This window comes from Psychrobacillus sp. FSL K6-1415 (assembly GCF_038003185.1).
Taxonomy (GTDB): domain Bacteria; phylum Bacillota; class Bacilli; order Bacillales_A; family Planococcaceae; genus Psychrobacillus; species Psychrobacillus psychrodurans.
Map to the genome: position 1 here is coordinate 2,862,933 of NZ_JBBOOQ010000001.1, position 26,176 is coordinate 2,889,108.

General features: G+C 36.6%; 30 protein-coding genes and 1 riboswitch. Of the genes, 7 read left to right on the forward strand and 23 right to left on the reverse strand.

Translation table 11 applies throughout. The features are described 5' to 3' along the window. Positions 1-143 precede the first annotated feature (143 nt). Together MKY60_RS13545 and MKY60_RS13550 are read left to right on the forward strand one after the other, a co-directional pair. Complete coding sequence (locus tag MKY60_RS13545; protein WP_340930186.1) at positions 144-1,226, forward strand: type III polyketide synthase; 1,083 nt, start codon at positions 144-146, stop codon at positions 1,224-1,226. A 1-nt stretch (position 1,227) separates the two neighbouring features. Continuing rightward, positions 1,228-1,770 carry an isoprenylcysteine carboxyl methyltransferase family protein gene (locus MKY60_RS13550; protein WP_090564420.1) on the forward strand — a complete coding sequence of 181 codons (543 nt, stop codon included), beginning with the start codon at positions 1,228-1,230 and terminating at the stop codon, positions 1,768-1,770. Between the two features lie 206 nt (positions 1,771-1,976). Here the strand turns inward: MKY60_RS13550 and MKY60_RS13555 are convergent, their stop codons facing one another. The 9 genes from MKY60_RS13555 to MKY60_RS13595 all read right to left on the reverse strand — a co-directional run bounded on the left by MKY60_RS13555 (position 1,977) and on the right by MKY60_RS13595 (position 9,024). After that, on the reverse strand, positions 1,977-3,296 hold the full coding sequence (locus tag MKY60_RS13555) for an NAD-dependent malic enzyme (protein WP_090564421.1): 1,320 nt from the start codon (positions 3,294-3,296) through the stop codon (positions 1,977-1,979). Between the two features lie 60 nt (positions 3,297-3,356). Then, positions 3,357-4,292, reverse strand: coding sequence for an ABC transporter permease (locus tag MKY60_RS13560; RefSeq protein ID WP_340930187.1), 936 nt, complete (start codon positions 4,290-4,292; stop codon positions 3,357-3,359). Continuing rightward, positions 4,285-5,190: an ABC transporter ATP-binding protein gene (locus MKY60_RS13565; protein ID WP_340930188.1), complete on the reverse strand. Its 906-nt coding sequence runs from the start codon at positions 5,188-5,190 to the stop codon at positions 4,285-4,287. The genes MKY60_RS13560 and MKY60_RS13565 overlap by 8 nt, the downstream gene beginning before the upstream one ends. Then, on the reverse strand, positions 5,183-5,893 hold the full coding sequence (locus MKY60_RS13570) for an ABC transporter ATP-binding protein (protein ID WP_340930190.1): 711 nt from the start codon (positions 5,891-5,893) through the stop codon (positions 5,183-5,185). Before MKY60_RS13570 ends, MKY60_RS13565 begins: the two co-directional genes overlap by 8 nt. Continuing rightward, positions 5,890-6,255, reverse strand: a complete 366-nt coding sequence (locus tag MKY60_RS13575; RefSeq protein ID WP_093496178.1) for a GntR family transcriptional regulator — start codon at positions 6,253-6,255, stop codon at positions 5,890-5,892. Before MKY60_RS13575 ends, MKY60_RS13570 begins: the two co-directional genes overlap by 4 nt. Beyond that, entirely contained in the window at positions 6,252-7,019 is a 768-nt protein-coding gene (locus tag MKY60_RS13580) for a hypothetical protein (RefSeq protein ID WP_340930191.1), read from the reverse strand. Before MKY60_RS13580 ends, MKY60_RS13575 begins: the two co-directional genes overlap by 4 nt. Positions 7,020-7,330: 311 nt before the next feature. Then, a complete protein-coding gene (locus MKY60_RS13585; protein WP_340930192.1) occupies positions 7,331-7,654 on the reverse strand; it encodes an ArsR/SmtB family transcription factor in 324 nt (107 codons plus the stop codon). Next, entirely contained in the window at positions 7,654-8,076 is a 423-nt protein-coding gene (locus MKY60_RS13590) for an SRPBCC family protein (RefSeq protein ID WP_241597099.1), read from the reverse strand. Before MKY60_RS13590 ends, MKY60_RS13585 begins: the two co-directional genes overlap by 1 nt. A gap of 156 nt (positions 8,077-8,232) precedes the next feature. Next, positions 8,233-9,024: an alpha/beta hydrolase gene (locus tag MKY60_RS13595; protein WP_340930194.1), complete on the reverse strand. Its 792-nt coding sequence runs from the start codon at positions 9,022-9,024 to the stop codon at positions 8,233-8,235. A gap of 109 nt (positions 9,025-9,133) precedes the next feature. Here MKY60_RS13595 and MKY60_RS13600 point away from each other — a divergent pair, with 109 nt between their 5' ends. Beyond that, entirely contained in the window at positions 9,134-9,646 is a 513-nt protein-coding gene (locus MKY60_RS13600) for a gamma carbonic anhydrase (RefSeq protein WP_090564436.1), read from the forward strand. A 146-nt stretch (positions 9,647-9,792) separates the two neighbouring features. Here MKY60_RS13600 and metK read toward each other — a convergent pair whose 3' ends face one another. After that, positions 9,793-10,989 carry a methionine adenosyltransferase gene (gene metK, locus MKY60_RS13605; RefSeq protein ID WP_340930195.1) on the reverse strand — a complete coding sequence of 399 codons (1,197 nt, stop codon included), beginning with the start codon at positions 10,987-10,989 and terminating at the stop codon, positions 9,793-9,795. A gap of 249 nt (positions 10,990-11,238) precedes the next feature. Beyond that, a riboswitch (SAM riboswitch) is annotated at positions 11,239-11,356 on the reverse strand. A 195-nt stretch (positions 11,357-11,551) separates the two neighbouring features. Here metK and pckA point away from each other — a divergent pair. Further along, entirely contained in the window at positions 11,552-13,138 is a 1,587-nt protein-coding gene (gene pckA, locus MKY60_RS13610) for a phosphoenolpyruvate carboxykinase (ATP) (protein WP_093496174.1), read from the forward strand. 78 nt (positions 13,139-13,216) lie between these two features. Here pckA and MKY60_RS13615 read toward each other — a convergent pair whose 3' ends face one another. From MKY60_RS13615 to MKY60_RS13650, 8 genes are all read right to left on the reverse strand, one after another. Then, positions 13,217-13,543, reverse strand: coding sequence for a hypothetical protein (locus tag MKY60_RS13615; protein ID WP_340930196.1), 327 nt, complete (start codon positions 13,541-13,543; stop codon positions 13,217-13,219). A 624-nt stretch (positions 13,544-14,167) separates the two neighbouring features. Further along, complete coding sequence (locus MKY60_RS13620; protein ID WP_090564444.1) at positions 14,168-14,617, reverse strand: hypothetical protein; 450 nt, start codon at positions 14,615-14,617, stop codon at positions 14,168-14,170. A 2-nt stretch (positions 14,618-14,619) separates the two neighbouring features. Next, positions 14,620-15,408, reverse strand: a complete 789-nt coding sequence (locus MKY60_RS13625) for an alpha/beta hydrolase family protein (RefSeq protein ID WP_093496172.1) — start codon at positions 15,406-15,408, stop codon at positions 14,620-14,622. Beyond that, positions 15,386-15,859, reverse strand: coding sequence for an NUDIX domain-containing protein (locus tag MKY60_RS13630; RefSeq protein ID WP_340930197.1), 474 nt, complete (start codon positions 15,857-15,859; stop codon positions 15,386-15,388). Before MKY60_RS13630 ends, MKY60_RS13625 begins: the two co-directional genes overlap by 23 nt. Before the next feature lie 317 nt (positions 15,860-16,176). Then, entirely contained in the window at positions 16,177-16,338 is a 162-nt protein-coding gene (locus tag MKY60_RS13635) for a hypothetical protein (RefSeq protein ID WP_241597118.1), read from the reverse strand. Beyond that, positions 16,335-16,670 (reverse strand): hypothetical protein, encoded by a 336-nt coding sequence (locus tag MKY60_RS13640; protein WP_090564448.1) that lies wholly within the window; start codon positions 16,668-16,670, stop codon positions 16,335-16,337. The genes MKY60_RS13635 and MKY60_RS13640 overlap by 4 nt, the downstream gene beginning before the upstream one ends. 224 nt (positions 16,671-16,894) lie before the next feature. Then, positions 16,895-17,074 carry a putative motility protein gene (locus MKY60_RS13645; RefSeq protein ID WP_090564450.1) on the reverse strand — a complete coding sequence of 60 codons (180 nt, stop codon included), beginning with the start codon at positions 17,072-17,074 and terminating at the stop codon, positions 16,895-16,897. 61 nt (positions 17,075-17,135) lie between these two features. Beyond that, positions 17,136-17,594: a Dps family protein gene (locus MKY60_RS13650; RefSeq protein ID WP_093496170.1), complete on the reverse strand. Its 459-nt coding sequence runs from the start codon at positions 17,592-17,594 to the stop codon at positions 17,136-17,138. A gap of 101 nt (positions 17,595-17,695) precedes the next feature. Between MKY60_RS13650 and MKY60_RS13655 the strand changes: the two genes are divergently transcribed. The 3 genes from MKY60_RS13655 to MKY60_RS13665 all read left to right on the forward strand — a co-directional run bounded on the left by MKY60_RS13655 (position 17,696) and on the right by MKY60_RS13665 (position 19,351). Continuing rightward, entirely contained in the window at positions 17,696-17,818 is a 123-nt protein-coding gene (locus tag MKY60_RS13655) for a hypothetical protein (RefSeq protein ID WP_269915822.1), read from the forward strand. A gap of 3 nt (positions 17,819-17,821) precedes the next feature. After that, positions 17,822-18,052: a membrane protein insertion efficiency factor YidD gene (gene yidD, locus MKY60_RS13660; protein ID WP_093496169.1), complete on the forward strand. Its 231-nt coding sequence runs from the start codon at positions 17,822-17,824 to the stop codon at positions 18,050-18,052. Positions 18,053-18,148: 96 nt separating this feature from the next. Beyond that, a complete protein-coding gene (locus tag MKY60_RS13665; protein ID WP_445677879.1) occupies positions 18,149-19,351 on the forward strand; it encodes a metal ABC transporter solute-binding protein, Zn/Mn family in 1,203 nt (400 codons plus the stop codon). A gap of 599 nt (positions 19,352-19,950) precedes the next feature. Here the strand turns inward: MKY60_RS13665 and MKY60_RS13670 are convergent. The 5 genes from MKY60_RS13670 to MKY60_RS13690 form a co-directional block, all read right to left on the reverse strand. Continuing rightward, the gene (locus tag MKY60_RS13670) at positions 19,951-21,369 is read right to left on the reverse strand and encodes an o-succinylbenzoate--CoA ligase (RefSeq protein WP_340930198.1); all 1,419 of its coding nucleotides are present in this window, start codon (positions 21,367-21,369) and stop codon (positions 19,951-19,953) included. Between the two features lie 85 nt (positions 21,370-21,454). Beyond that, complete coding sequence (menB, locus tag MKY60_RS13675; RefSeq protein ID WP_090564459.1) at positions 21,455-22,273, reverse strand: 1,4-dihydroxy-2-naphthoyl-CoA synthase; 819 nt, start codon at positions 22,271-22,273, stop codon at positions 21,455-21,457. Then, positions 22,270-23,097 (reverse strand): 2-succinyl-6-hydroxy-2,4-cyclohexadiene-1-carboxylate synthase, encoded by an 828-nt coding sequence (menH, locus tag MKY60_RS13680; protein ID WP_241597142.1) that lies wholly within the window; start codon positions 23,095-23,097, stop codon positions 22,270-22,272. Before menH ends, menB begins: the two co-directional genes overlap by 4 nt. Next, positions 23,079-24,797: a 2-succinyl-5-enolpyruvyl-6-hydroxy-3-cyclohexene-1-carboxylic-acid synthase gene (menD, locus tag MKY60_RS13685; protein WP_093496165.1), complete on the reverse strand. Its 1,719-nt coding sequence runs from the start codon at positions 24,795-24,797 to the stop codon at positions 23,079-23,081. Before menD ends, menH begins: the two co-directional genes overlap by 19 nt. After that, positions 24,790-26,151, reverse strand: coding sequence for an isochorismate synthase (locus MKY60_RS13690; RefSeq protein WP_093496164.1), 1,362 nt, complete (start codon positions 26,149-26,151; stop codon positions 24,790-24,792). The genes menD and MKY60_RS13690 overlap by 8 nt, the downstream gene beginning before the upstream one ends. Between the last annotated feature and the right edge of the window lie 25 nt (positions 26,152-26,176).

Here is a 26,176-nt window from a genome sequence, read left to right on the forward strand (position 1 = left end):
AGGTAGCGTATGAGAAGGCTCGACCTCGCCCGTTGAAAGCGTCCATATGTAACGGAAATCATAGGATTATCCGTTCTTTAGCCCGTAAATCCATTCTACACAGGACATTTTTATATACTTTCTTTTTTAAAAGGAGTGACACTATGCCGAAAATCGCTTCCATAAGTACATATACCCCTCCATATTCTTTAGAACAATCAAACATTGAAAAATTAACAAAAGAGCTATTTCAAGATAAAATCCCTCAATTAAATAGATTATTAAAAGTGTTTGAAAATGGGGATATACAAACTCGCAATTTTTGTGTCCCTTTAGAATGGCACCAAAGTGAACATAGCTTTGAAGAACGTAATAATTTATATATTGAGTTGGCTACACAATATAGTGTCGAAGTAATTCAACAATGTTTGAATAGCCAGTTTTTTTTAGAATCTCCCCTGCTTCCTAGTGAGATTGATGCAATAATATTTGTTAGTAGTACCGGAATTTCCACTCCAAGTATAGATGCGAGAGTGATGAATCATTTGCCTTTTTCTGATCGGACAAAACGTATTCCATTATGGGGGTTAGGCTGTGCCGGAGGTGCATCTGGGATTAGTAGAGCCTACGATTATTGCAAGGCACATCCAGCCTCAAAAGTATTAGTAGTTTGTGTAGAACTCTGTAGTTTGACCTTTCAACCAAATGACTTTTCGAAGAGTAATTTAATCGGCGCATCGTTATTTGCTGATGGGGCTGCATGTGTATTAGTTTGTGGAGATGATGTAAACCTAGCTACTACAAAATCTGTTCCCCACATAATCTCAACAGCTTCTAAGTGGATGCCAGATTCAGAAGATGTGATGGGGTGGGATATCAAAAACAATGGATTGCATGTTGTATTTTCCAAGAGTATTCCTTCTATTATTTCTACTTGGTTAGGACCGTTTGTAGATGAATTCTTAAGTGAACAGCATGTGGACAAAAATCAATTAGCAAACTTTGTTGCTCATCCAGGAGGAAAAAAAGTATTAAAAGCCTATGAAGAAACTTTGGAATTAACGGAAGAACATACACATATCTCACGAGATGTACTAAAAAATCATGGGAATATGTCCTCCCCTACTGTACTTTTTGTATTGGAGGAGTTTATGAAGGTACAACGTAAAAACGAAGAATTAGGATTACTAGTAGCATTAGGTCCTGGATTTTGTGGAGAAGCTGTATTACTAAATTGGAGGGATTAGTTTGTTGTTCTTCGTTCTTATCTCACTAGTGATTATTCAGAGACTTATCGAGGTAGCTATCGCTAAACACAATGAAAAAAGGATGCTTGCGCAAGGCGCTTATGAAGTTGGTGCATCTCACTATCCCTATATGGTAACGATGCATGTTTGTTTTTTTATAAGTCTTATTGTAGAAGTATTTATTTTTGATCGCGCGATTTCACCTTTATTCCCTCTCTTTCTCTTACTCTTTATATTTGTTCAATTATTGCGTGTTTGGTGCTTAGCGTCTTTAGGTTCATTTTGGAATACTAAAATCATCATTTTACCTGATGCAAATGTCGTTAAAAGCGGCCCTTATACCTTGATGAGACATCCAAACTATGTAGTTGTTTGTTTAGAGATATTATTATTACCATTTATGTTTCAAGCATATTTTACAGGTATTGCCTTTACCCTTTTAAATCTTGCTATGCTTTCCGTTCGAATTCCTACGGAAGAAAAAGCATTAATAGAAGCTACTAATTATGAAGACAAATTCAAAAAGAAGATTTCGGCATCTTGACCGAAATCTTCTTTTTATTTACGAAAGTATATAATACTGCTGTAAATCAAGTAAATTACCGAAAAAAGAGATGCTAGTCGTGACGTCAGTCACGACCAACATCTCTCAAAAAATAACCCGGTAAAAGTAAGCAACAAGTCTGTTTAAGCCCTTCGAAAAAGATAAAAACAGGTTTTAACCTTAAAGGGAGCTTGCGCTTTTCTTAACTACTCAATTCCTTGATTGGCAGATTCTTCTACTGCTCTAGCTACTATGTGATGCAATGTTGGATCCAATGGATTAGGAATGAGTTCGCCCGGTTTAGTGTGATTAACAATTGCTAAAGACGCAGCGATTAACATAGGATATGTAATCTCTTTTGCTCCTGCATCTAAAGCACCCTTGAAGATACCTGGGAACCCGATAACATTGTTTACGGAACGTCCATCAGCTGCAAAAGCTGCACCTGCTGCGATTGCCTCAGATGGTAGAATCTCTGGGTTTGGGTTAGACAATGCTAATATTATTTGTCCTTTACGAACCATTTCAGCTTTAATAAGACCAGAAACTCCAGTTGTAGCAACAATAATATCACATTTTTCCATTACTGCTTCCAATGATTCTAAAGTTTGACCGCCATAATTAAGCAAACGCTCTTGAGCAGCCTCTTGACGATCTAAACCATAAACTTCTTCCACCCCATATGCCATTAACATACGACAAATAGCTAGACCTGCTGCACCCAATCCGATTTGACCAATTTTTGCTTTTTTAATATCCACATTTGTAGCTTTACAAGCGGATAATATAGCAGCTAATGCTACAACTGCTGTACCGTGCTGGTCATCATGCATAACCGGAATTGGTAATTCTGCTTTCAGTCTTTCTTCAATTTCGAAGCAATGAGGAGATCCGATATCCTCTAGTAATATCGCTCCGAATCCTTTATGAATATGCTTGACTGTCTCAACAATTTCATCAGGATCACTTGTATTTAATAAAATTGGAATTCCACTTAATCCTACAAATTGATCTAACAACACTGCTTTTCCTTCCATAACAGGCATCCCTGCAACAGGTCCAATGTTACCAAGACCTAAAATAGCCGTTCCATCAGTTACGATAGCTACAGATGTACCAATGGAAGTAAAATAGTTAGCTTTTTCAGGATTATGTAAAATATCCATACAAACAGATGCAACACCTGGTGTATAAATACGTTGAAGATCGCGTAATGAGCGAACATCTAGTCTGCTCTTCATAGCAATTTTACCGCCTTCATGCGCTTTTAATACATCATCTGTAACGGCATGAATTTTCACACCATTATCAATCGCCTCAATATTGGAAATCACTTGATCCAATTGATTTTTCGATTTACAAGTGATTGTAATGTCTCGAATAGTTGTTAACGCCCCACTTTTAAGTGTGGTAATGTCGCCAATGTCGCCTTCTGCCATACCAATTGCAGTTGCAACTTTAGCAAAATTACCAGGTTTTGAAGGTGTTTCTACGATGATGTTACGAATTATATGTTGGTTTTGCATGTCAAATCTCCTAACTCTATTCTCTATTTCAACCAACAAATTATAACATAAAATACCTACTTATGCTTTCACATCTCTTTTTATAAAAGTCATAAAGCTTAATGCCAAAAATACTATGACATAAATCACAAGAACTGTTAGAGACATGGAGAGAGTAGTTTCTTCTACAAAAAATTCTTTTGTAAGATGCTGTGTTAAGTCTGAATGTGTTAACCAGATATATTCCACAGGTATATACTTTTGTAAGAGTAGTATAATCATTGGTCCCATCATTAAAAATAGCATGGATAAAGCAATAGCAATGGAAGGTGAACTAAATACCGTTCCAATAAAGAATGCAAAAAGTATAGACATAGTGAAATCCCCTAGGGAGTACACATACGTTAAGAATACATCCGATATCGTGTTTGTTTGCTGTACAACACCATCAACAATAGTCAAATCAATTCCAGTAGCAGTTCCAAATAAGATAAATCCAATTGCTGTAGTGAGAATAATCGTTAATACTATTAATGAGAGACCGAATAGGAAAATCGTTATTAGTTTAGAGGTTAATATTTTGAAACGGGAAACCGGTCGTGTTAAAAGCATCTTAATAGTACCATCTGTAAATTCCTGCGAGACAATGGATGCTCCCGGAATAACAGTTAACAATGTAATTAGCACCATGATTGATGCACCAAATGCCATATTTCCTTCCATACTTTGATTCACTTGAGGTGCTGCATTATTATCTAAGCGATACTGTGCCATCGCCTTCTGCTCCTCATACATCTGAATAGACCATTCATCTAAGTCAGGAGTTTTAAGCTGCGCATTAGCATCATCAATTTGAACTTGTTGTTCCTGTTTCCAATTGGAAGTATCTACTTCCTCCATAGTCACCTTATCCAACACACCAACACCAATAATTACTAATAGCAGAATACCTAAAATGGCCCATGTACCTTTTTTATGCCATAACTTCATCCATTCATTTTGTATCAAACTAAACAATTTGACCGCCTCCTGTCATTTGAAGGAACTGTTCTTCAAGCGTTTCATGCACTGCTGAAATAGCGAAAATTTGAACCTGTTGGGCAACAAGTTCGTTGATCAGTACTGGTACCTTCCCTTCTTTCAAATCAAGTAAAAATACTCCTTCGTGCAATGTAAATACATAGCCATTTGAACTCAGATAGTTTTCTACTACTCCAGATGGCTCTGCCTTAAGTTGCATACGTGTCTTTTCATCACTTTGAATCATCCGTTCATCAATCAGCTTACCATTTTGAATAACAACAACACGGTCACACATTAACTCTATTTCTGATAGAAGATGACTAGAGACAAAAATAGAAACATTATTCTCCTGTGCTATTTTGCGAAGATACGTCCGGAACTCACGAATTCCAGCTGGATCCAAACCATTCGTTGGTTCATCTAATATTAAGAACTTCGGATCATGTAGCAATGCTTGAGCTAATCCCAATCGTTGACGCATACCCAAGGAATATGTCGACACCTTTTCATGGATTCGCTTAGTTAACCCTACCTGGTTAATCACCTCATCTATCCTTGCCTTTGTTACACCATTATGCATTCTGGAAAAATGAAGCAAGTTCTTATAGCCAGACATATACTTATACATTTCCGGATTTTCAACGATAACCCCTACATTAGCAATTGCCTTTTCATAATCATCTGCAATAGATGCACCTTCAATAGTAATAGTCCCACTTGTAAGATGCATTAGACCTGTCATTAAACGGATAGTAGTAGTTTTACCAGCACCATTTGGCCCTAAAAATCCAGTTATTTGACCAGGAAATAACTCTAGGGACATATTATCGATAAGTGTTTTTCCTCTGATAATTTTGGTAATATTCTTTAATTGAACAATTGGCTTACTCATTTACTGTCACCTTCTCTTTCGTTACATTTTTCATCCAGCTCACTGCATCCTGATTTGTGTTAAAGCGGATTGCTTCTAATTCATCCTGGGCAATTACTTTCCCATCTTTTAAAACTATTAGCTGATCAAGTATTGGTTCGACTTCATGTAATTCGTGGGTCGATAAAATAATCGATTGCGTCTCTACATTCGTATACCGAATGAGCCCCTTTATTAACGACTCACGTACAATTGGATCTAATCCAGAAAAAGGTTCATCCATCACATAGTAAGGAGTATTTCTACCAAGGGTTGCTGCCATCTTCGCTCGACCACGATTGCCTTTTGAAAGCTTTTTCAACTTCACATTTACATTAACCTCTAAATATTCCGCTACTTCCATTGCCTTTTCTACAGAGAAATCAGGGAATTGAGATGCGTAGAATGCGAAAAGTTCCTTCGCTGTATAAAAGCTATAAAACAAATCCATATCAGGTAAATACGCAACGTCCACTGCATTTAATCTAGACAATGACGCTTTATGAATTGTAATAGTTCCTTTTCGAGGTCTTTGTATACCCGCTATCATTTTCAACAGCGTTGACTTACCACTCCCATTTTCTCCAGCTATACCTATTATCTGTCCAATAGGAAACGTCAGTGTTAATTCCTGGATAACCTCCTGCCTCTGATAATTAAATGAGACATTTTGTAAGTGAATCATTTAGTCCCATCCTTTCTCAGCAAACTTTGTACAATCTCTTCCTTTGAAAATCCAAATGCTGAAATAGATTGAAGAAACTGATTGATCAATTCGATTTTCATATCCTCACGTAACTGCGAAATACGTGCTTTGTCTGTTGTGATGAATGTTCCTTGACCACGTTTTGTATCTGTTAGCCCCATCGATTCAAGCTCCTTATATACACGTTGTACAGTGTTGACATTAACACCAACCTCCAATGAATATTCTCGAACTGATTGCATTTTGCCTCCTGGTTGTAAGTTTCCTTTTAAGATATCTCCACAAATTAGGTCAACTAGTTGACTATAAATAGGCTTATCACGAGTGAAATCCTGCGTCATCTCGTAACCACCCTCTCCAACCACTTACAAACACTCCAAAATAACAAAACAAAGATTATCCAGCTAAATAATTCCTCTACAATATAAATAGAACCCATATCAAAGATAAAATTGCTTAATGCAATAGTAGGTAAATAACCTTCTATGAATTTTAAAGATATTTCACCTTGGTTCAGTACCTTATTAAGTGAAAGAAAACTAAATAGTTTCGGTAATAAACTAGCTATTAAAAAGAATATTACTACTGTAGCAATAAGTGATAATTTTCCGATCCAATATTTACCTTCCAAATAAATTGTCCAGAAGAATAACCATATAATACTTACGGAGATACCGACTAATAGCATAACAACTAATATTAGAAGCTGTAGAATAAGAAATTGCGCGAAGCTACCTAAAATTACATCTGACATGAAATATATCCCTGCTGTAGTGATGAATAAATTACTAACAAAATAAATACCTAAGCTAAATAATAATTTGGCACCAATCAATGTATGCATAGAATGAGGATTATGTAGCCACATATCTTTTTTTCCATTGTCGGTATTTAATGATTTATTAAACTGAGCAAAGTGATTAACAACACTAAAACTAAGCATTAAAAACATTAAAACCATCCTTATCTCTTGAATGGCTGCCTCTGTTATTAAATACCTTTGCAATAGTATTGGAAGAATTAAAATAACTCCAATACTAAATACTGCTGAACCGAAAAGCCATGACTTATAAAGAGTCCATTCCCTCAACAACAACCCTTTCAATTTTTCATCTCCTTTTTTTGTTATCTTCATCAGCATAGTGTATTCGTGTACTAGTTATATATTACACTAATACTATATAATAAAGCTCTTTTATTTACAACTAATTTAAATACCAATGTACTTTTTTGGGGGGATATGAAAAATTTATGGCACCTATTAGAGCCCTAAATAGAATTAAATAGGACTCTGGCTCCCCTGAACTAAACATACTGAAAATTATTCCTGCTCTTTTAGAAGTTAAGGAACTTCTCTGACCAAGTTAAAATAACCCCATCAGTAGCGCTGACGGGGTTATTTTAACTATTAAATTTCTACTCTTCATTTTCTACTAGGAACTTTAATCTAGAAAGCTTGTTATTCCAGAATTGTTCATAGTAGTCTAGCCACTGCTTTACTTCCGTCAATGGCTCCGGTTGTAAATGATACACTTTTTCTCTACCTGACTTTTGACCATTCACTAAACCTGCATCAGTTAATACATTAAGATGTTTAACAATCGCTGTTCTGCTCATATCGTAATGGGAAGATATTTCGGCAATAGATCTCTCTTTGTTTGCTAAGAGTCTAAGGACATCTCTTCTTGTCGGATCAGCAATCGCTTGAAAAATATCCACCTTTTTAACAACTTCTTCCATTAAACTTCGACAACTTGCTTAAATTTGTTTTGTACAATTCCAACCCAACCTTGTTCCATCGTGCCACGGACAGCTGCACCGGACATTTTAGCTTTTGGAACTAGAGCTTCTCCATCTTTCCAACCACCATGAATCAATGTGAATTCAGTTTGAGTACCAATCTCTTTCAAAAGAAATGTAACAAACCAACCATCTGTGTCCCATTGAAATGATAGTTTATGTGGTTCGTCAATCTCAAGCACCTTACATGGTGATGGTCCAAATGGCGACTGTATAGTAAACTCGTATCCTTCCATAGCTTGAAAATCATTTGGCATAAACCAAGCAGAGATTCCTTCCGCAGTTGAAACATAATTCCATACTTTTTGTATTGGTGCCTCTACTAAAACTGTTTGCGTAATATCAGGTAAATTTTCTTTCATGAAAAAAGCTCCTTTTTCAACTTTGTTATGTAACCCTTAGGTGTTATATTATATATAACCAAAAGGTGTTATGTCAACTTTTAGTATATACTCATTCTTTTGTTAAGCTCCAAAAAACAAAAACCCCATCTACAGTTAGTAGATAGGGTTTTAATTTCAAACAATATAGCCAATGTCTGTGAGTACATTATTGATAAATGACTGAGAATATGTAAAGATTTCTTCCCGCTCCGGTTCTTGGTAGAGATCATGGAAGCAATTTTTCCATTCTTTGAATTGATATTCAGAAAGTTCTTGTTTTCTTAACCAACTAGCTGCAGCATTTGTATCTGTAATCTTATCCCGCTCTCCAGTCATAACAAGAATCGGTTTATTTGGTATGGAGATGGTCAATTGATTCACAGATTTTATTAGTGCTTGGAGTTCCTTGTACCATTCTGTCGAAATGAAGGTTCTATAGGTGGGATCTGATGCGAATTGTTGGAACACTTCATAATTTCTCGTTAATTCATTTAAGTGAATATCATGATTGATTTTCTGTGGTACTGATAACTTTGCTAGTGTGTTGGTCCATTTCGAAGGGAGCTTTTGAAGCTGTAACCATGGAGATGTTAGTATTACGCCAGCGTATTCAATATCTAGTTTACGCAAAACTTTTATAAGTAAAGTGGCTCCAAAGCCATGTCCCATTAAAAATATTGGAAGATCATACGTAACTGCAACTTGCAACGCTTGTTTAATGTAGTTCTTATACTGTTCAAAGGATTCATCATGAATAGTTTTTGATTTCTTTAATTCTCCATGACCTGGCAGGTCACCCATTACAATATGATAGTTAGAACTTCTTAACTTTTCAATTAACCAAGCATATCTTCTGTGATGCTCATAAGCACTATGAACAATAACTATTACTGCTTTAGGCTTTCCTTCTGTTTCCCATTTCCACATATAAACAAACCTCTTTTCTTTCCTTGCAATTTCATGGTATTAGGTTTCATTCAATCTTTATGTCTGATACGATTAATTATAATCTAATTTCAAAAGGAGTGTATGCGAAATGATTTATCCATATAAAGGTAAAACACCGACTATTGACGACTCTGCTTTTATAGCTGATTATGTCACAATAACAGGTGATGTGACAATCGGTCCAGAGACTACAATTTGGTTTAATACGGTAATTAGAGGGGATGTTGCTCCTACTATTATTGGAAGTAAAGTAAGTATACAAGATTTAAGCTGTTTACATCAGAGTCCAAATAAGCCACTTATTATTGAAGATGAAGTAACTATCGGACACCAGGTGACTTTACATAGTTGTACTATACGTAAAGGAGCTTTAATAGGAATGGGATCGATTATTTTAGATGGTGCTGAAATTGGAGATGGTGCATTTATCGGAGCTGGAAGTCTCGTACCACCTGGCAAAAAAATACCTCCAAATTCATTAGCATTAGGCAGCCCAGCAAAAGTGGTGCGTGAGCTAAATGAAGACGATAAAGCTGATGTACAAAGAATTATCCGGGAATATGTAGAAAAAGGTCAATACTATAAATCCCTTCAAAAATAAAATTTGTTAATGATCTTTCTGGTAAAAGAAAACTATATATGCTGTTCAATTCCTCCTGAAACGAAAATCAGCTGTATTATTGGAAAGTTATTATTTGTATGAAAAAAGGCTTTCCATTATAGGAAAGCCTTTTTTGTTCATACTACTTATAATCCAGCCTTTTCTTTTAACGCTGCAGCTTTATCTGTTTTCTCCCATGGAACATCAATGTCTGTACGACCAAAGTGACCATATGCAGCTGTTTGTTTGTATATTGGTCGGCGAAGATCTAGCATTTTAATAATTCCTGCTGGACGAAGATCAAATAGTTCACGAATATATGAAACTAATTCAACTTCCTCTACCTTTCCAGTACCAAAAGTTTCTACAGCAATTGAAACTGGTTTAGCTACACCAATTGCATAAGCAAGTTGTACTTCACAACGATCTGCAAGGTCAGCAGCAACAATGTTTTTAGCAACATAACGTGCAGCGTAAGCAGCAGAACGGTCAACTTTTGTTGGATCTTTACCAGAGAATGCTCCCCCACCATGACGAGCATAACCACCGTAAGTATCTACAATAATTTTACGTCCTGTTAAGCCAGCATCACCCTGTGGTCCACCAATTACAAAGCGTCCAGTCGGATTGATAAAGTATTTTGTATTTTCATCTATTAAATTTGTAGGAACAATTGGATTAATTACTACTTCTTTAATATCTTTTTGAATTTGTTCTAAAGTTATTTCTGGATGATGTTGTGTTGAAATAACAATTGTATCGATATGAACAGGATTATTGTTTTCGTCATATTCTACTGTTACTTGAGTTTTTCCGTCTGGACGAAGATAGTCTAAAGTTTCGTCTTTACGAACTTGTGCTAATCGGTGAGATAGTTTATGCGCTAAACTAATAGGTAGCGGCATAAGCTCTGGTGTTTCATTACAAGCATAGCCGAACATTAAACCTTGGTCTCCTGCTCCAATTGCATCAATGTCAGAATCACTCATAGAGCCTTCTCTTGCTTCTAAAGCTTGGTCCACACCTTGCGCGATATCAGCTGATTGTTCGTCAATTGAAGTAAGCACAGCAGAAGTTTCTGCATCAAAGCCATACTTAGCACGTGTATAGCCAATTTCTTTAATAGTAGAACGAACTACTTTAGGGATATCTACGTATGTAGATGTAGTAATTTCTCCAGCAACTAATACTAGTCCTGTCGTCACACTCGTTTCGCAAGCTACACGAGCATTTGGGTCTTCTGCTAAAATTGCATCTAGAATTGCATCAGAGATTTGATCACAGATTTTATCTGGATGGCCCTCTGTTACTGATTCTGATGTAAATAATCGACGTTGCGTCATAGATTATTCCTCCTATATCCCGCGAGATTTCTCTCAAGAATTGATACGGTACTCATTCCCATGTCAAGCCATTCAAAATGTTTCATGCATTTTCATCACATAAGAGTAAATGTAATTGCTGTGAATTGAAGTTAACTTGAAGCCGTTTCGGACTTGGCACACAAGGATAAAGGGCGATGTTAAATAAAAAAACCTCTCACTCACGTAAATACACATGAGGAAAGGTATTAATATCATAAGCACCTTTCACTCTTATCAAATCAAGGAATTTCACCTTGTCTCAGGTTTGGCACCTTTGTAATAATAAAACAATTACAGGTTGCCGGGTTTCATAGGGCCTGACCCCTCCACCAGCTCGGGATAAGAGTATCCGTTCAATTCATCATCATACGTAAATAAGTAGCAGAAGTCAACTATTTTTTTGTTTGCATTTTATTCACAAAAGAAAAATATTAGCTTCATTAGTATAGACTAATTACTTTAATGTGTTATACTATTTCACATATCTAGAAAAACTTCCTCTTTTTTAGAGGAAATATAAAAAAAGGATGGTATATTCAAGATGAATTCAATCGATACTGTGAGTGAACTGAAAGAATTGTTAGCAGGAAATAACGTTAGCAGCCAATTGTCAGTGCCACAACTTGTGGAAAAAGCTACAACAAGAGGAGAAGCTGTTTTAACTTCTACTGGTGCAGTAAAAGCCGAAACAGGGAAATATACTGGCCGCTCCCCACAAGATAAGTATATAGTAGATGAAGCTATTTCAAAAGACAAAATCGATTGGGGCTCAGTAAACCAACCAATTTCTTCTGACGTTTTTGATGCTCTATATAAAAAAATGATTAACTTCTTAAACAAACAAGACGAAATCTTCGAGTTTAAAGGATATGCAGGGGCAGATAAAGAATCACGTCTAGGTATTCAAGTAATTAACGAATACGCTTGGCATAATCTTTTCGCTCATCAGTTATTTATCCGTCCAACACAGGAAGATCTTGCTACACATACAACAGACTTCACTATTCTTTCTGCTCCTAATTTCAAAGCGGATCCTGCTGTAGATGGTACCCGTACAGAAACGTTTATCATTGTATCCATGGAAAAACGCACTGTGTTAATCGGTGGTACTGAATATGCTGGTGAGATGAAAAAATCAATATTCTCTATTATGAACTATTTGCTCCCAGAACAAGACATCTTACCAATGCACTGCTCTGCAAATGTTGGAGATGACGGAGACGTTGCATTATTCTTTGGTTTATCAGGTACAGGTAAAACTACCCTTTCTGCAGATGCTGGCCGTAAATTAATCGGTGATGACGAGCACGGCTGGTCTGATAATGGCGTATTTAATATTGAGGGTGGTTGTTATGCAAAATGTATCGACCTAACTCGTGAAAATGAACCTCAAATTTGGGATGCTATTTCATTTGGAACAGTATTAGAAAACGTAGTGGTAGATGCGGAAACACGCGTTGCTAACTATGCTGATAATTCATTAACAGAAAATACTCGTGCTGCTTATCCAATTCAATATATCGAAAATATTGTAGAGCCTTCTGTTGCTGGTCACCCAAATACAATTATTTTCTTAACCGCTGATGCATTTGGCGTATTGCCTCCAATCAGTAAACTTACAAAAGAACAAGCAATGTACCACTTCTTAAGTGGATTTACTTCTAAACTTGCTGGAACTGAACGTGGAGTTACATCGCCACAACCAGTATTCTCTACTTGCTTCGGTTCACCATTCTTACCATTACATGCAACGGTATATGCAGAAATGCTTGGTAAGAAAATTGACGAGCACGGTGCACAAGTATTCTTAGTAAACACTGGTTGGACTGGTGGAGAATACGGTGTAGGTAACCGCATGAAGCTTTCATACACTCGTACTATGGTTCGTGCTGCAATTGATGGCAAGCTAAACAATGCTGCTACAGAAACAGATACAGTATTCGGCTTAGCTATTCCTATGCAAGTGGAAGGTGTTCCTTCCGAGGTACTTATACCTCGTAATGCTTGGGCAGATAAAGCTGCATATGATCAAAAAGCAGCTGAGCTAGCTCAGTCATTCCGTGAAAACTTTAAAAAGTTTGGTACAGTATCTGAAGATATTTCCGTTAAAGGCGGACCATTAGCTTAATAAATTTAAAATATAAAAGAGCCCAAAATGAAAATTTTGGGCTCTTTATTTTGAGTATTTTACATTTACTAAAATTTGTTAATTTAAAAAATATGGATAATATTTAACAACCGTCACCAAAAAACTACCCGCTATAAAAGCCAGAAGCCCCATGGTAATAGGGGTCATCTTAAATCGAAATGGCGTTATAACCCCGGTGTCTAGACCATTCTGTCCTTTTGCAAAAGCATTATATTCGTTATTTGTTTGATTGTTATTTAATTGAAATAACCAAACACACCCAAATATAGCAAGTCCCCCTAAAAATATCGTATCTATGAAACTCCATCCAAAGAAAAGTGAAACTAACCAAAGTGAAAGTGTTTCAATAGCTACTGTAACTGCAATAATATAAACTTTATTCATTAAACTTACCCCCTATTAGAACTTTAAGATTTTTCTGATTAATTAATTCTAATACGGATTTCCAAACTAAAAAGATTCATTTTTTGAACTGATCTAGTCCACTTTTTAAAAGCATCTCTTCTTATCATAGATATTCATCGACTTCATTATTTTCACCTAATAAAATTAATTGTTACTTGAATCAATTTAATAAAGAAAATTATATAGTTAAATCCGAACAAAGCTGATTTACTCTTTAGGCGGACGCTTTCCGCGGGCATGGCTTCAATCTCAGCGTCACTACGAAAACATATGCCTGCGGTTACTCGTCGCAAAGACATTGGTCAAACAAAGTTCGACCATTTTCTTTCCTGCGGGGCTTTCAGCTCGCGCTGTTCCCACTGGAGTCGCCGCCTGCCACTCCAATCAACGGGATCGCTTTAAAAAAACGAATAAATATTACGATATTAAGTATTTGTATTTTTAAATAAAACAACTAATTATGAAATTGACTCACTTATAACAAAAAAATCAGAAACAATAAAGTTTCTGATTTCCACTTACATATAAACTTACGTTAACTACCGGGGAATTGACTCTCAACCGGAATTGTTCTAGATAGATAATTGTAACCTATAATTAGCATTAGTCACCATTAGTCGCATGATATTCACTATCAGCTATTTTCGGAAATATTTCTACAAACTTCTCTGCTTCCTCTTCATTGACCTTATATAGAATAATTTCTGAACCATAGTGACCTACTTCCATTTGTTCAACTCCATCCTGTTGGAAAAACATCGTAAACCACTTTAAACCACCTTTTGGATCAACCGAATAATTTCTAAAATAGAGCCTATTTTCATCCGTGAGATTAATAGTAAACACTTTCATTAGTCCTTCCGTTTGAACGGAAACTGCTCGAGAGTTTAATTCTTCTAAAATGTCTAGTTCCTCCATCCAACAATGGATCACCACTTCTTCGAATTCATTTGTGTATTGATCCCACAAATCCTCCCAAAAACTAGTATCTACAGGAAACGAAGATTTCCCTTCTACACTCATTGCCTCAGTTGTTACTACAACATTGCCCATTTTTAAACCCCTCTCTGATTTTTCATCCATTGACATGCATCTTTTACTACACGTCTATTTATTTTGCTTGGAAAAAAATGTGTGAATTCTGGATAATACCAGGTTTCAACTGGTATACTATTCCCTATTAATGCTTGCTCTAAAACCTTTGCATGCTCAAAAGATACATTATTATCTCGTTCACCATGTATTATAAGTGTGGGCACGTTCGTCTCCTCTATACGAGGTAATACATCTCGCTGCTCATATCCTAATGGGAATTTAGTAGGAGTACCTCCGATTACACGTTTCATCATTTTTCTCATATCTAGTCTTTCTTCATATGTTAAATAAATATCAGAAACACCAGCCCATGTAACTAAGGATGTAATATCATTGCGTAGAATAGCAATCCATAAGCCCATGATACCACCCCGAGAAAATGCAAATAAGTGAATCCGCTCTGGAATGCAATATCGCTTTAATACTTCTACTCCGTAAACAGCATCCCAGCGATCTTCTCCAGCAAATTCATCCCTTCCTTCACCACCACGATTACCTCGATAATATGGCGCAAATATTACAAATCCCTCAGAGGCGATTTGTGCAATTCGTGCAGGTCGAACCATACCGATACTTTGCATGCCACCTCGACAATATAAAATTCCATCATAGTTTCCTGGCTTTTTTGGTACTGCTAACATTCCTTTTACTCGAAGACCACAGGACCAATATGTAATTTCGCTCATTATGATATTAGGGTTTGGAGATGGATAAGTGAGAACCTTTTCAATCGTTCCATTTATTTTCAATTTCTTTCACCTTCTTTAAAATGGCTTTCATTCCATCATCTTTCATATGGAAGCTTAAATATTCACTACGAGTAAGTTCTTCTGAGGATAACCAGAAAGCTCCTTCTGTCTCAAAGCTTGTCTGCTCCATATTAATATACCCAACTTTTGCTATATAAACAGTTTTACAAAAAGGGATATTATCTAATACCATATATTCAGCAAGCCATTCTAGATTTACTATATCTACATTTGTTTCTTCTTTTGTTTCTCTAATCGCTGCTTCAACTAAAGTTTCCCCTTTCTCTAATTTACCACCCGGAAACTCCAATCCTCTTTTTGGATGCTTCGTTAACAACCATTTTCCATTATGCTTTGCTAAAACTAATACATGCTTAGATTCAATAGAAAAGCTTCCTTGCTGAAAGGATAGCTGTACTTGAAATCCATTTAAATCTTCGAAAGAAAACATTTTCTGATTCCCCCTTGTTTTCTTTAAATATTACCATATACATAAGAAAAACCAGGCAAGTAGACGCCTGGTTCCTTACATTCAAAACCTGTTCCTATCGTTTTGAGCAGGTCTTGTTGGAATATTTATTACCTTGTGAATTTTTAGAGATGCTGGTTGGTTGTGACGGACTCTACAACCAAAAAGCGGTAATCTCATGGTGTTTGTACGTCCGTAGCCCTACCACAACTTTTTGAAACAGGTTATTGCGTTTTTGGATAACCAGACAAATGCTAATCTCCTATTCATAAAGAAAGCTCACGAAGAACCAATCATAACTATTCTTTGGGAGGTCCCATTTTGTAATCTTCATTACCTTCTTCTCTATTTTGTGCAATATTCTGCTTTGATTTATCTTGTGGAGACTGATTGAGAAGTGAGCTAACATTTCGATAAGTTACAGGGTTTTCATTACCTTTTCTATTTAAATTCTTGCTCATAGTTGAACCTCCATTCTTCTTTGAAAATAAGGTAGCTGTTCTATAAATCGTTTACTCTCTTCCGAAGTGAATTCATGAATCCATGCATACACTTTTTTTAGCCTTCTATCATATTGATCATTTTCTCCGTCCACATGATACGGCTTTACAGACATTGGTTCATGTGCTCGTAGAAAATTTCTGCTTTGCACATTTTTCAATTGATAAAAAAGTCTTTCAAATACTTTTATTTCATTCCTAGTTGCAGTTACTTCAAATTCCCACTGAGATTCATCGGGATAAGCATATACTTGCTGACTTTTTACGGAGATATACACTTTGTACAAGGTCATTTTCACACATCCTTTTATAAGAGTTTGAGCAAAAAATAAAAAAACATGCACAAATAGCGCATGTTTTTGGGTTATAAATAATATACCTTTTAATCAGCTTCTGTCTAAGCTTTAACGCCTAGCCCCTCGAGTCGTTTTAGAATGGACAGACCAAGACAATGAAACCCCTACTGTCACTCTTTTAATACTTTTAGGGCTAACGCTAGGCGCTACCGCTGTTCTTATTACCCTTGAATATCTACAGCCGACCCTTTATAAGGATGTGGAGCAGCTGTTTGAGGCATGTCTTCTAACAATTTTACCGCAGCAACAGTTTCCATGTTCATAGCATTTTGCAAAACACTCATTTGAACAGTTTGTTGCAACTGAAGTAAATTAGATGACATAATGGAGTTTATGTCCACAGAGATTCCTCCTTCATAACATTCTTTATATCGGTTAACCTAGATTATTATGAAGCGAATATTATTTTTTGGTCGAATTGGTATCTCCTAAAAATGCATTTAACATCCATTGATGTTTTTCTGTTTTTTGGTAAATTGCGTTTAGTACATCTTCCGTCATATCATCTTCATCTTTTGCAGCTTCTTCCATCCCTTTTTTAAGAGATTTCATAATTTTATCAAAGTCATCTACAACAGATTGTACCATCTGGTCAGCTGTTTCTTTGCTGGATGCTTCTTTTACTACTGATAACTCCAAGTGTTCTGTTAATGTTGCCGCTGGTTTGCCACCTAGTGTTAATAAACGCTCTGCAATTTCATCCATATTAAGTGTAGCTTCGTTATATAACTCTTCGAATTTGGCATGTAAAGTAAAAAATGACGGTCCCTTTACATACCAATGGAAATTATGTAATTTAGTGTACATAACCGACCATGTTGCTACTTGTTTATTTAATTCTTTATTAAGTGCTGCTGACATAAATTTGTCACTCTCCCTTTAATTTTAGTTGCTTTCTCTTTCAATATACCTCTATTTTTCATACAATAAACATAACGATAAGTTAATTGGAGTGAGCAATAATGGTATTTTGGATATTAGGTGCAGCAATAATACTAAGTATTTTTGGCTTTTCTTTTTTGTACAAGCTAGCTATGAATGACAAGCCTTCGAAAATTGATCCAAAACCTAAGGATGCTGAATAATCCATGAAGCATATAATTATATCTATTTTTCGCTTTTATCAAAAGTTTATCTCACCACTTTCCCCACCTAGTTGCCGTTTCTATCCAACATGCTCCCATTACGGAGTAGAAGCAGTTCAAAAACACGGGGCAATTAAAGGAAGTATTTTAACTGTAAAAAGAATATCTAAATGCCATCCCTTTCATGAAGGTGGCATTGATCCCGTTCCTGATGAATGGCCTTTGAAAAAATAATAATACAAAGGCTATTTTTTCTTGCATTTTTTTCGAAAGTGCTGTAATCTAATGAAGTTATCTTTTTTCAAAACGTAATCATTACTATTTAGGAGAGTGAATAAATTGAAACGAATTTGTTTAGGAAGTATTCTTTTTCTTTTATTGTTACTTGCAGCTTGTGGAAACAATGAAGAGAATGTTGCAACTAAAGATCAGCAAGTACAAATATATACAACGGTGTATCCACTACAATACTTTGCTGAACGTATTGGAGGAGAATCTGTAAACGTCTCATCTATTTACCCAGCAGGAGCAAATGAACATACATTTGAACCAACCCAAAAGGATATGATGGCACTTGCAGATGCTGACTTGTTTTTTTACATAGGACTTGGCTTAGAAGGTTTTGTCGATAATGCTAAGAAGACTTTAGCAGAGGAACATGTGAAAATGGTAGCTACTGTGGATGCAGTATCAGATGAACAACTTGAAGAATCACATCACGTTCATGAAGAAGCTACTACTGAAGAAGCACATGATCACGAGCACGAGGAAGCTACTACTGAGGAAGCACACGATCACGAGCACGAAGAAGCTACTACTGAGGAAGCACATGATCACGAGCACGAGGAAGCTACTACTGAGGAAGCACACGATCACGAGCACGAGGAAGCTACTACTGAGGAAGCACATGATCACGAGCACGAGGAAGCTACTACTGAGGAAGCACATGATCACGATGATGAGGATGTAGCGGCTGAAGAGCATGGCAGCCATGAAGGACATGATCATGGGGATATAGATCCACATGTTTGGATCTCACCTAAAATTAGTCAAAGCCTTGCACTTTCTATTAAGGACTCTTTAGTGGAAATTTCACCTGAACATCAAGAGACTTTTGAAAAAAACTATGAGGAACTCGTTAATGAACTTCAGAAACTAGATGCAGATTTTGAAGAAATGGCTCATACAGCAGCAAATAAAACCTTCTTTGTATCTCACGCTGCATTTGGTTATATAGCGAACACATACGGTTTAGAACAATTAGCAGTGGCTGGACTGAATTCACAAGATGAACCATCCCAAAAAGAACTAACTAAGTTAATCGATTTGGCAGAAGAAAAAAATATAAACTATATTTTATTTGAGCAAAATGTTTCATCCAAACTAACAGAAGTGATTCAAAAGGAAATTGGCGCAGAAAGCTTGGTTCTACACAACTTAGGAGTATTATCAAAAGAAGATATCAATAACAAAGAAAATTATTTTACATTGATGAACAAAAACTTAGAGACATTGAAAACCGTTTTGAACTAATAGTGTAAAAGCATATAAATCAATAACCGTTCCTTTTGAGCAATACTTGTTACTATCGTTTTCGAAGTGCTTTGGACAGACGTAATGATTTATTGATTACCGGGTGAATTTTTTAAGGATGCTTGTTGGATGTGACTTCCTTCACAACCAACAAGCATCCCTTTTTTTCGGTAATTTTTTCGCGTTTGCCTGTCCATCGCCCTTCTACAACTTCTAGAAACAGGCAAATACGTTTTTGGATAACTAGTGAAAAGCTACTTCCCTATACATAGAAGAAGCTCACGAAGATGCAATTTCGTTCGCTATCTTGCTACTTTATTGAGTATATACTTACTATTTCTTTAAAATTCCACTTATATATAAATCATCTACATTACACAATTATCATTAAATTATAGCTTCTCTAATTCAGAATCTTATAGTTGGATATATTGATCTTCGTTACAGGTCGCGACTCCAGTGGGATGAGTGAGACCACGCTAGCGACGGTGATAGCTCATCTCTCACCCCATGAAAAGCATCTACCTGAAAAGGAAATCAGTAGTATTAGTCAATCTTTCAAGTCCAATGAACCCAGTATTCATGGTATATATTTACTATCATATTAACTTTAATAATTCTCTTCTCACTAATTTATTTGCCCCATTGCGAGGCAGCGCATCTATAAAGTGATATTCCTTTGGAAGCTTGTATGATGCAATCTGAGTCTCCATAAAATTCTTTAACTCATCTATTGTAACTTGCTCGGTTACTACAACAAATGCTATTGGAACATGTCCCCATTTGTCATCCTGTCGACCTGTAACCCCTGCTTCAACAACTGATGGATGTTTTACTAGAGCTTGCTCCAATTCTGCCGGATAAATATTTTCACCACCAGATATGATTAAATCTGAGCGTCGATCAACAACGAACAAATATCCTTCCTCATCCAAATAACCAATATCTCCGGTATGAAGCCAGCTGTCTATTAGTGGTTTTTTGGACTCAGCTGCTCCAATATATCCTGTTGTCACATGGGGTCCCTTAATACAAATTTCTCCCATTTTTTCTTCCCCATCTATGCGAACATCTGCAAAGAAAAGTGGCTTTCCGGCTGATCCTAGTTTACGAATAGCATCCTCACTCGATAAGGTCGTCGTTTGTGAGGAGGTTTCGGTCATTCCATACGTTTGCAGTACTGGAATATTTCGTTCAATCGCTCGTTCTAAATAAGATAAAGGAACGGGACCCCCACCAACTAACATCGATTGAAATGAATCAGGAAAATGCTGATTTCTATTTTCTAGAACGGATACAATGCGTTGAAGCATAACCGAAACTAAAGACATTCTAGTAGCTGCTCCATCTAATATTTCATCTACTACTTTTTCTGGATCAAATTTAGTATGTAGACTTACCTTCATTCCATATAACACAGATCGCATAAGAATAGAAAATCCACTTATATGAAACAATGGTACTATACATAGCCAGCAATCGTCTGGATGAATACCTAAATGGAGTGCTGAACCAGTTGCATTCATCACATGATTTTCTAGCGATTGGCGTACTCCTTTTGGTCTTCCTGTAGTACCTGATGTATACATAATGGAAATAGTTCGTTCTTTAGGCCAATCCCTGTCTATAGGATAAGCTTTTCTTTCATGACTATAAATATCATTAAATGAAAACCTTTGACTATAGCTAATTATTCTTTCATGATTATCTAAAAGTAAAATATCTGGTTTACTATCATGGAGCTGATAATTTAATTCTACTTCACTTAAACGTTCATTTAGCATAACTAATTCACAGCTAAGTTGAAGGCAACCATGTATGGCAATTACTAGTTCTGCATTAGAGCTTGATAAAATAGCTATTCTCATGCCAGGTTGAATTCCTTTAGCATGAAGTCTCTCTGCAAATTCATTTGCTTCGTTATAAAGTTGCCCGAATGTCCACACCTCTCCCATAAAGCGTAACGCAATGCGATCTGGTGTTAAGTGGGCACGTTTTAATAGTAAATTAGGAAACATTTTTTACTCCTTTTATTATAATTTACATCCTATGTAAAAAAGCCATCCTATAAAGGACAGCTTTTTACTTGCAGGATGCTATGCATCACGGAAAACGTGGGAATTGACCAAAATCTGGTTTGCGTTTTTCTTTAAAAGAATCGCGGCCTTCTTTTGCCTCATCCGTTGTATAGTAAAGCAGAGTTGCGTCACCTGCTAATTGTTGAAGACCTGCTAAACCATCCGTATCTGCATTCATCGCAGCTTTTAAGAAACGTAGTGCTGTTGGACTCATTTCTAGCATTTCCTCACACCATTGAACAGTTTCATCCTCTAATTGCGCGTATGGAACTACCGTATTGACTAATCCCATATCAAGTGCTTGCTGTGCATCATATTGACGGCATAAGTACCAAATTTCACGCGCTTTTTTATGTCCGATAATACGTGCTAAATAACCAGAACCGTAGCCGGCATCAAACGATCCAACCTTAGGTCCAGTTTGTCCAAATCTCGCATTATCAGCAGCAATTGTTAAATCACATACTACATGTAAAACATGTCCGCCTCCAATTGCATAACCAGCTACCATTGCTACTACTGGTTTAGGGATTACACGTATAAGACGTTGTAAATCTAGTACGTTTAAACGTGGAATTTCGTCTTCTCCTACATATCCACCATGGCCACGTACTTTTTGGTCTCCACCTGAACAGAATGCATGCTCACCTTCACCAGTTAAAATAATGACACCTACATTTTGATCGTCACGAGCACGAGAAAATGCATCTATCATTTCCATTACTGTTTTAGGGCGAAATGCGTTACGCACCTCCGGACGGTTAATTGTTACCTTAGCAATCCCGTTGTAGAACTCATACTTAATGTCTTCATATGTATGTAATGTTGTCCATTCGCGAGTCATTTTACATCCTCCTTTAAAATAATATCCTTTACTATTGTAGCAAACAATTCAGGATTTTCCACATGAATTGCATGTCCTACATCTCTTATTTCTATATGTGCAACATCTGGAAGGTATTTTTTCATCTTTTTCGCAAGCTTGCTAAATTTTTCATCTAGCTCTCCTGTTAACAAAAATGTCGGTGTGTTAATTTCTTCGAGCTTGTGCCAATAGGAAGGTTGCACCCCTGTACCAAATCCACGTAAGCTATTAGCTAGGCCAATTTCAGACCCCGCAAGTCGTTCCTCTCGTATCTGCTGCTGTGTCTCCAAAGACAATTGGCGTTGAGTATGAAATAAAGGAATCCCTTCCCAAAAATGCACAAAGGATGTGAGCCCTTTATTCAATATTCGATCAGCAAGGAGCTCATCTGATTGTTTTCTATTTAAACGTTGTTCTATCTCAGTAATACCAGGGGAACTACTTTCAAGGATTAACCTATCAACAGGATATCGGCTTGCATAGGATAGAGCTAATCGACCACCCATTGAATAACCAACTAGCGTAAAGTTACTCCACTTAAGCTGATGAAACAATGCATGTAAGTCTGCTATCTGCTCCTCTACAGCGTAACGGGTTGAATCCATAGGCTTCGAAGTTACTCCGTGACCGATAAGATCAATGGTTAAAATATCAAATGTATTGGGTAGAAAAGAAATTACTTCATTCCATGTATTTGTAGAACCTGTAAAACCATGCAATAACACTATTCTTTCCTTAGCCCCATTATTATATCTGTTGAAATGGATATCAATCCCTCGGACATTTACAGTTGTACTTTCCAAACCGAGTCCAGCTCCTTCGAAATTTCATCCCATAATTTGCGATGTGTTTCTGTATTAACTTGTCTATTCGTAAATACCTCGATAATACGAATATCCTTTAACTTCTCCCCAGTAAGGGCTGCTTTAAAATCTTCCTTCGAATGAACGGCAGAGTATTGTGCATTATACATACCTGCTATATGCGAAAACTCTAATCCTGTCGGAGTACCAAATAAATGCTCAAAATAATTGGTTTCTGTAGACTGAGGTAAATAAGAGAAAATACCACCGCCATCATTATTCATAACGATAATTGTCATATCGGTACGGTGGAATCGAGTCACAATCAAACCATTCAAATCATGTAAGAACGCTAAGTCCCCTATTAGCAAATACCCTGGACGATTTAAAGCTGCTTGAGCTCCGATTGCTGTAGAAACTACTCCGTCGATTCCATTAGTTCCTCTGTTTGCATAGAGCTGAATATCTTTGGACGTTTTATTGAAAAAAGTATCAAGGTCTCGTATTGGCATACTGCTACTAGCAAATAAATAGGAATTATCTTGTAGTGTTTCAAACAACATGCCTGCCAATGCACCTTCATCTGTTTCATTTTGAATATAGCTGTTCACATGATTAGTAGCAATTTCATTTGCTTGAGACCAGGAATCGGCATATTTAGAGGAAGCTTTTTCAAGTGTTTTTATCCATAATGCCCCTGCCTCAACCTGAACATGATGTGTAGCGATATGAAGTGAATCACGAAAAATAGGACTTTCATCTACAACGATAAATACTGAAGGCTTACAAGACTTTAAAAACAGCATTAATGGCTTGGAAACAGGCTGTGCCCCAAAACGAACGACTACATTAGGAACAGCCACTTTTTTAAAAGCATCATTTTTTAGAATTGCATCATATTGATCTATACATAAATCCATACATTCGTCAGGTATGGATGCCCGTAAATTAGATAAAGGGTCCACTAGAACTGGCCACCGTACTTGTTTTGCAAATTCCCAAAAACCATCAGTAGTTTGAAGTGAATCTCCTACTATAAATAATCCTCTCTCCTCATTTTGTAGTATATCTTTATACCATTCTAGAAACTCTGCACTTGGCACTAACTTTCCTATTTCCGAAACTTGCATGTTCACATTTGATGTTGTTTGTTCCATATCAAGTAATAACGGTTCACGGAATGGTACATTTATATGGACTGGTCCCATCGGAAAAACTCTAGATGTAGACACTGCGCGCTGAATATGACGCTCTACAAAAGCAAGACTCTCTTCATTTTGTTCGGGTAGTGGGAAATCTACACTCCACTTCACATGCTTTCCGTACAAATGAAGTTGATCGATTGCTTGTGGAGCTCCTACCTCTCTGAGTTCATGAGGCCGATCAGCTGTAATGACCAACAAAGGTACACGTGCGTAATATGCTTCCACTATCGCTGGGAAAAAATTTGCTGCTGCTGTTCCTGAAGTACATAAAAGAACAACAGGATTTTTTTTAGCTTTCGCAATACCAAGCGCAAAGTAACCAGCCGAGCGCTCATCTATTTGTCGATAAAATTGAAATCCTTCATGTTTAGCAAATGCATACGCAAGTGGAGTAGACCTTGAGCCAGGACACATTACTATATCCTGAACTCCTGCCTGTTTAATCGTTTCTACTAAGTGATTTACATAAGAAGTTAAATACTCGATGTTAGTCATTCATGTTTCCTCCAAGAGTTCGAAGCATCGGACGGAACTTCACTCGTGTTTCTTCAAATTCTTCTAAAGAGGATGATTCAGCAACAATTCCGCCACCTGCATATAAGTAGGCATGTTCATTTTCCACTAAAGCAGAACGTATCCCAACTGCGAACTCCCCGTCTCCTTCAGCATTTATCCAACCGATTGGAGCAGCATAATATCCACGATTCATCTGTTCGGATTCACGAATAATTTTAATCGCATCCTGACGAGGCTCTCCTCCTAATGCAGGTGTTGGGTGTAAAGCTTGTACTAATTCAAATAATGAAGACTCCTTTTTAAGGTCTCCTTCAATTGGAGAATATAGATGTTGGATATCTCTAATCTTCATAAGCTTTGGTCTAGTTGGTACTTTAATATCCTCACAATATTGCATAAATACCTTCTTAATCATTTCTACAACATATTTATGCTCACCTAAGTTTTTGGAATCTGTTAATAATGAATCTCCTAACTCTTTGTCCTCGAGAGAATTCTTCCCTCTTCTAATGGAACCCGCAAGCCCTGCAGATTGAGCTTTATTATTCTCCACTTTTACAAGTCGCTCAGGAGTTGCGCCAAAGAAGATTTTTTCATCATTCTCTAGACCAAATAAATAACTTTCTGGTTGCTCCATCGATGCATTATATATTGCAGTTGCAGGAGAAAAAGTATCATTAAATGTTAGTTTTAGAGATCGGGCAATTACTACTTTTTGTATCTCATCTTCTCGGATTCTCTTCGTTACATCCTCTACAGCGTGCAAATATTCATCTTTCAAGCGATCTTCTCGTTTGATTAGTGTTGGTTTAGCATGTACCTTTAACTCTTTTACCTGAGCAGTGTGTATTAACGCATCTCTTTCTATACGTAGTTGTTCAAAAGGTTCCATGCTTTTCACTTCATCCGTTATATAATGAATATTAACGAATGCTTGGTCATGCTGAATAACTAATTGAAATTTAGATACGACAAAGAAGGCAGAAGGGAACGTATCCCATTCCGATGAAACCTTGTTTTTAGGATCAAATGAAAATCCACCAAATAGAATTGGAGATACATCTGCCTTTTCCTTTAATGAAGACTGGCATAGTTCCTTCCACTTCGTATCAATATCCTTGTATCTATTATCTTCTAAATTATTTGCAATAATATGAGCATGTCCCAATCCTACTAAAGTTAACGTCTTCTCTTTGTTTTGCCAAAAATAACGTTTCCCTCTATATAATTCATCCCCTGCTTCAAAGAATGCCTGGGCAGACAATCTTGAGACTTCTATTGTTTCCGTATAAAAACGGTATTTTGTATCAATGGTACCGGTGGTTTTCGGCATAAATATGACCTCCGTTTAATAACTA

Coding starts and splice junctions, on each gene's coding strand:
- MKY60_RS13630 (WP_340930197.1), bottom strand. CDS start 15,859: ATGTTTTCTTTCGAAGATTTAAATGGATTTCAAGTACAGCTATCCTTT.
- MKY60_RS13570 (WP_340930190.1), bottom strand. CDS start 5,893: ATGATTCACTTACAAAATGTCTCATTTAATTATCAGAGGCAGGAGGTT.
- menD (WP_093496165.1), bottom strand. CDS start 24,797: ATGACTAACATCGAGTATTTAACTTCTTATGTAAATCACTTAGTAGAA.
- MKY60_RS13545 (WP_340930186.1), top strand. CDS start 144: ATGCCGAAAATCGCTTCCATAAGTACATATACCCCTCCATATTCTTTA.
- yidD (WP_093496169.1), top strand. CDS start 17,822: ATGAAGCATATAATTATATCTATTTTTCGCTTTTATCAAAAGTTTATC.
- MKY60_RS13590 (WP_241597099.1), bottom strand. CDS start 8,076: ATGAAAGAAAATTTACCTGATATTACGCAAACAGTTTTAGTAGAGGCA.
- MKY60_RS13690 (WP_093496164.1), bottom strand. CDS start 26,151: ATGCCGAAAACCACCGGTACCATTGATACAAAATACCGTTTTTATACG.
- MKY60_RS13635 (WP_241597118.1), bottom strand. CDS start 16,338: ATGAGCAAGAATTTAAATAGAAAAGGTAATGAAAACCCTGTAACTTAT.
- MKY60_RS13575 (WP_093496178.1), bottom strand. CDS start 6,255: ATGACGCAGGATTTCACTCGTGATAAGCCTATTTATAGTCAACTAGTT.
- MKY60_RS13565 (WP_340930188.1), bottom strand. CDS start 5,190: ATGAGTAAGCCAATTGTTCAATTAAAGAATATTACCAAAATTATCAGA.
- MKY60_RS13615 (WP_340930196.1), bottom strand. CDS start 13,543: ATGAATAAAGTTTATATTATTGCAGTTACAGTAGCTATTGAAACACTT.
- MKY60_RS13655 (WP_269915822.1), top strand. CDS start 17,696: ATGGTATTTTGGATATTAGGTGCAGCAATAATACTAAGTATTTTTGGC.
- MKY60_RS13620 (WP_090564444.1), bottom strand. CDS start 14,617: ATGGGCAATGTTGTAGTAACAACTGAGGCAATGAGTGTAGAAGGGAAA.
- MKY60_RS13650 (WP_093496170.1), bottom strand. CDS start 17,594: ATGTCAGCAGCACTTAATAAAGAATTAAATAAACAAGTAGCAACATGG.
- MKY60_RS13555 (WP_090564421.1), bottom strand. CDS start 3,296: ATGCAAAACCAACATATAATTCGTAACATCATCGTAGAAACACCTTCA.
- MKY60_RS13670 (WP_340930198.1), bottom strand. CDS start 21,369: ATGTTTCCTAATTTACTATTAAAACGTGCCCACTTAACACCAGATCGC.
- MKY60_RS13595 (WP_340930194.1), bottom strand. CDS start 9,024: ATGTGGAAATGGGAAACAGAAGGAAAGCCTAAAGCAGTAATAGTTATT.
- MKY60_RS13585 (WP_340930192.1), bottom strand. CDS start 7,654: ATGGAAGAAGTTGTTAAAAAGGTGGATATTTTTCAAGCGATTGCTGAT.
- MKY60_RS13600 (WP_090564436.1), top strand. CDS start 9,134: ATGATTTATCCATATAAAGGTAAAACACCGACTATTGACGACTCTGCT.
- pckA (WP_093496174.1), top strand. CDS start 11,552: ATGAATTCAATCGATACTGTGAGTGAACTGAAAGAATTGTTAGCAGGA.
- metK (WP_340930195.1), bottom strand. CDS start 10,989: ATGACGCAACGTCGATTATTTACATCAGAATCAGTAACAGAGGGCCAT.
- menB (WP_090564459.1), bottom strand. CDS start 22,273: ATGACTCGCGAATGGACAACATTACATACATATGAAGACATTAAGTAT.
- MKY60_RS13640 (WP_090564448.1), bottom strand. CDS start 16,670: ATGACCTTGTACAAAGTGTATATCTCCGTAAAAAGTCAGCAAGTATAT.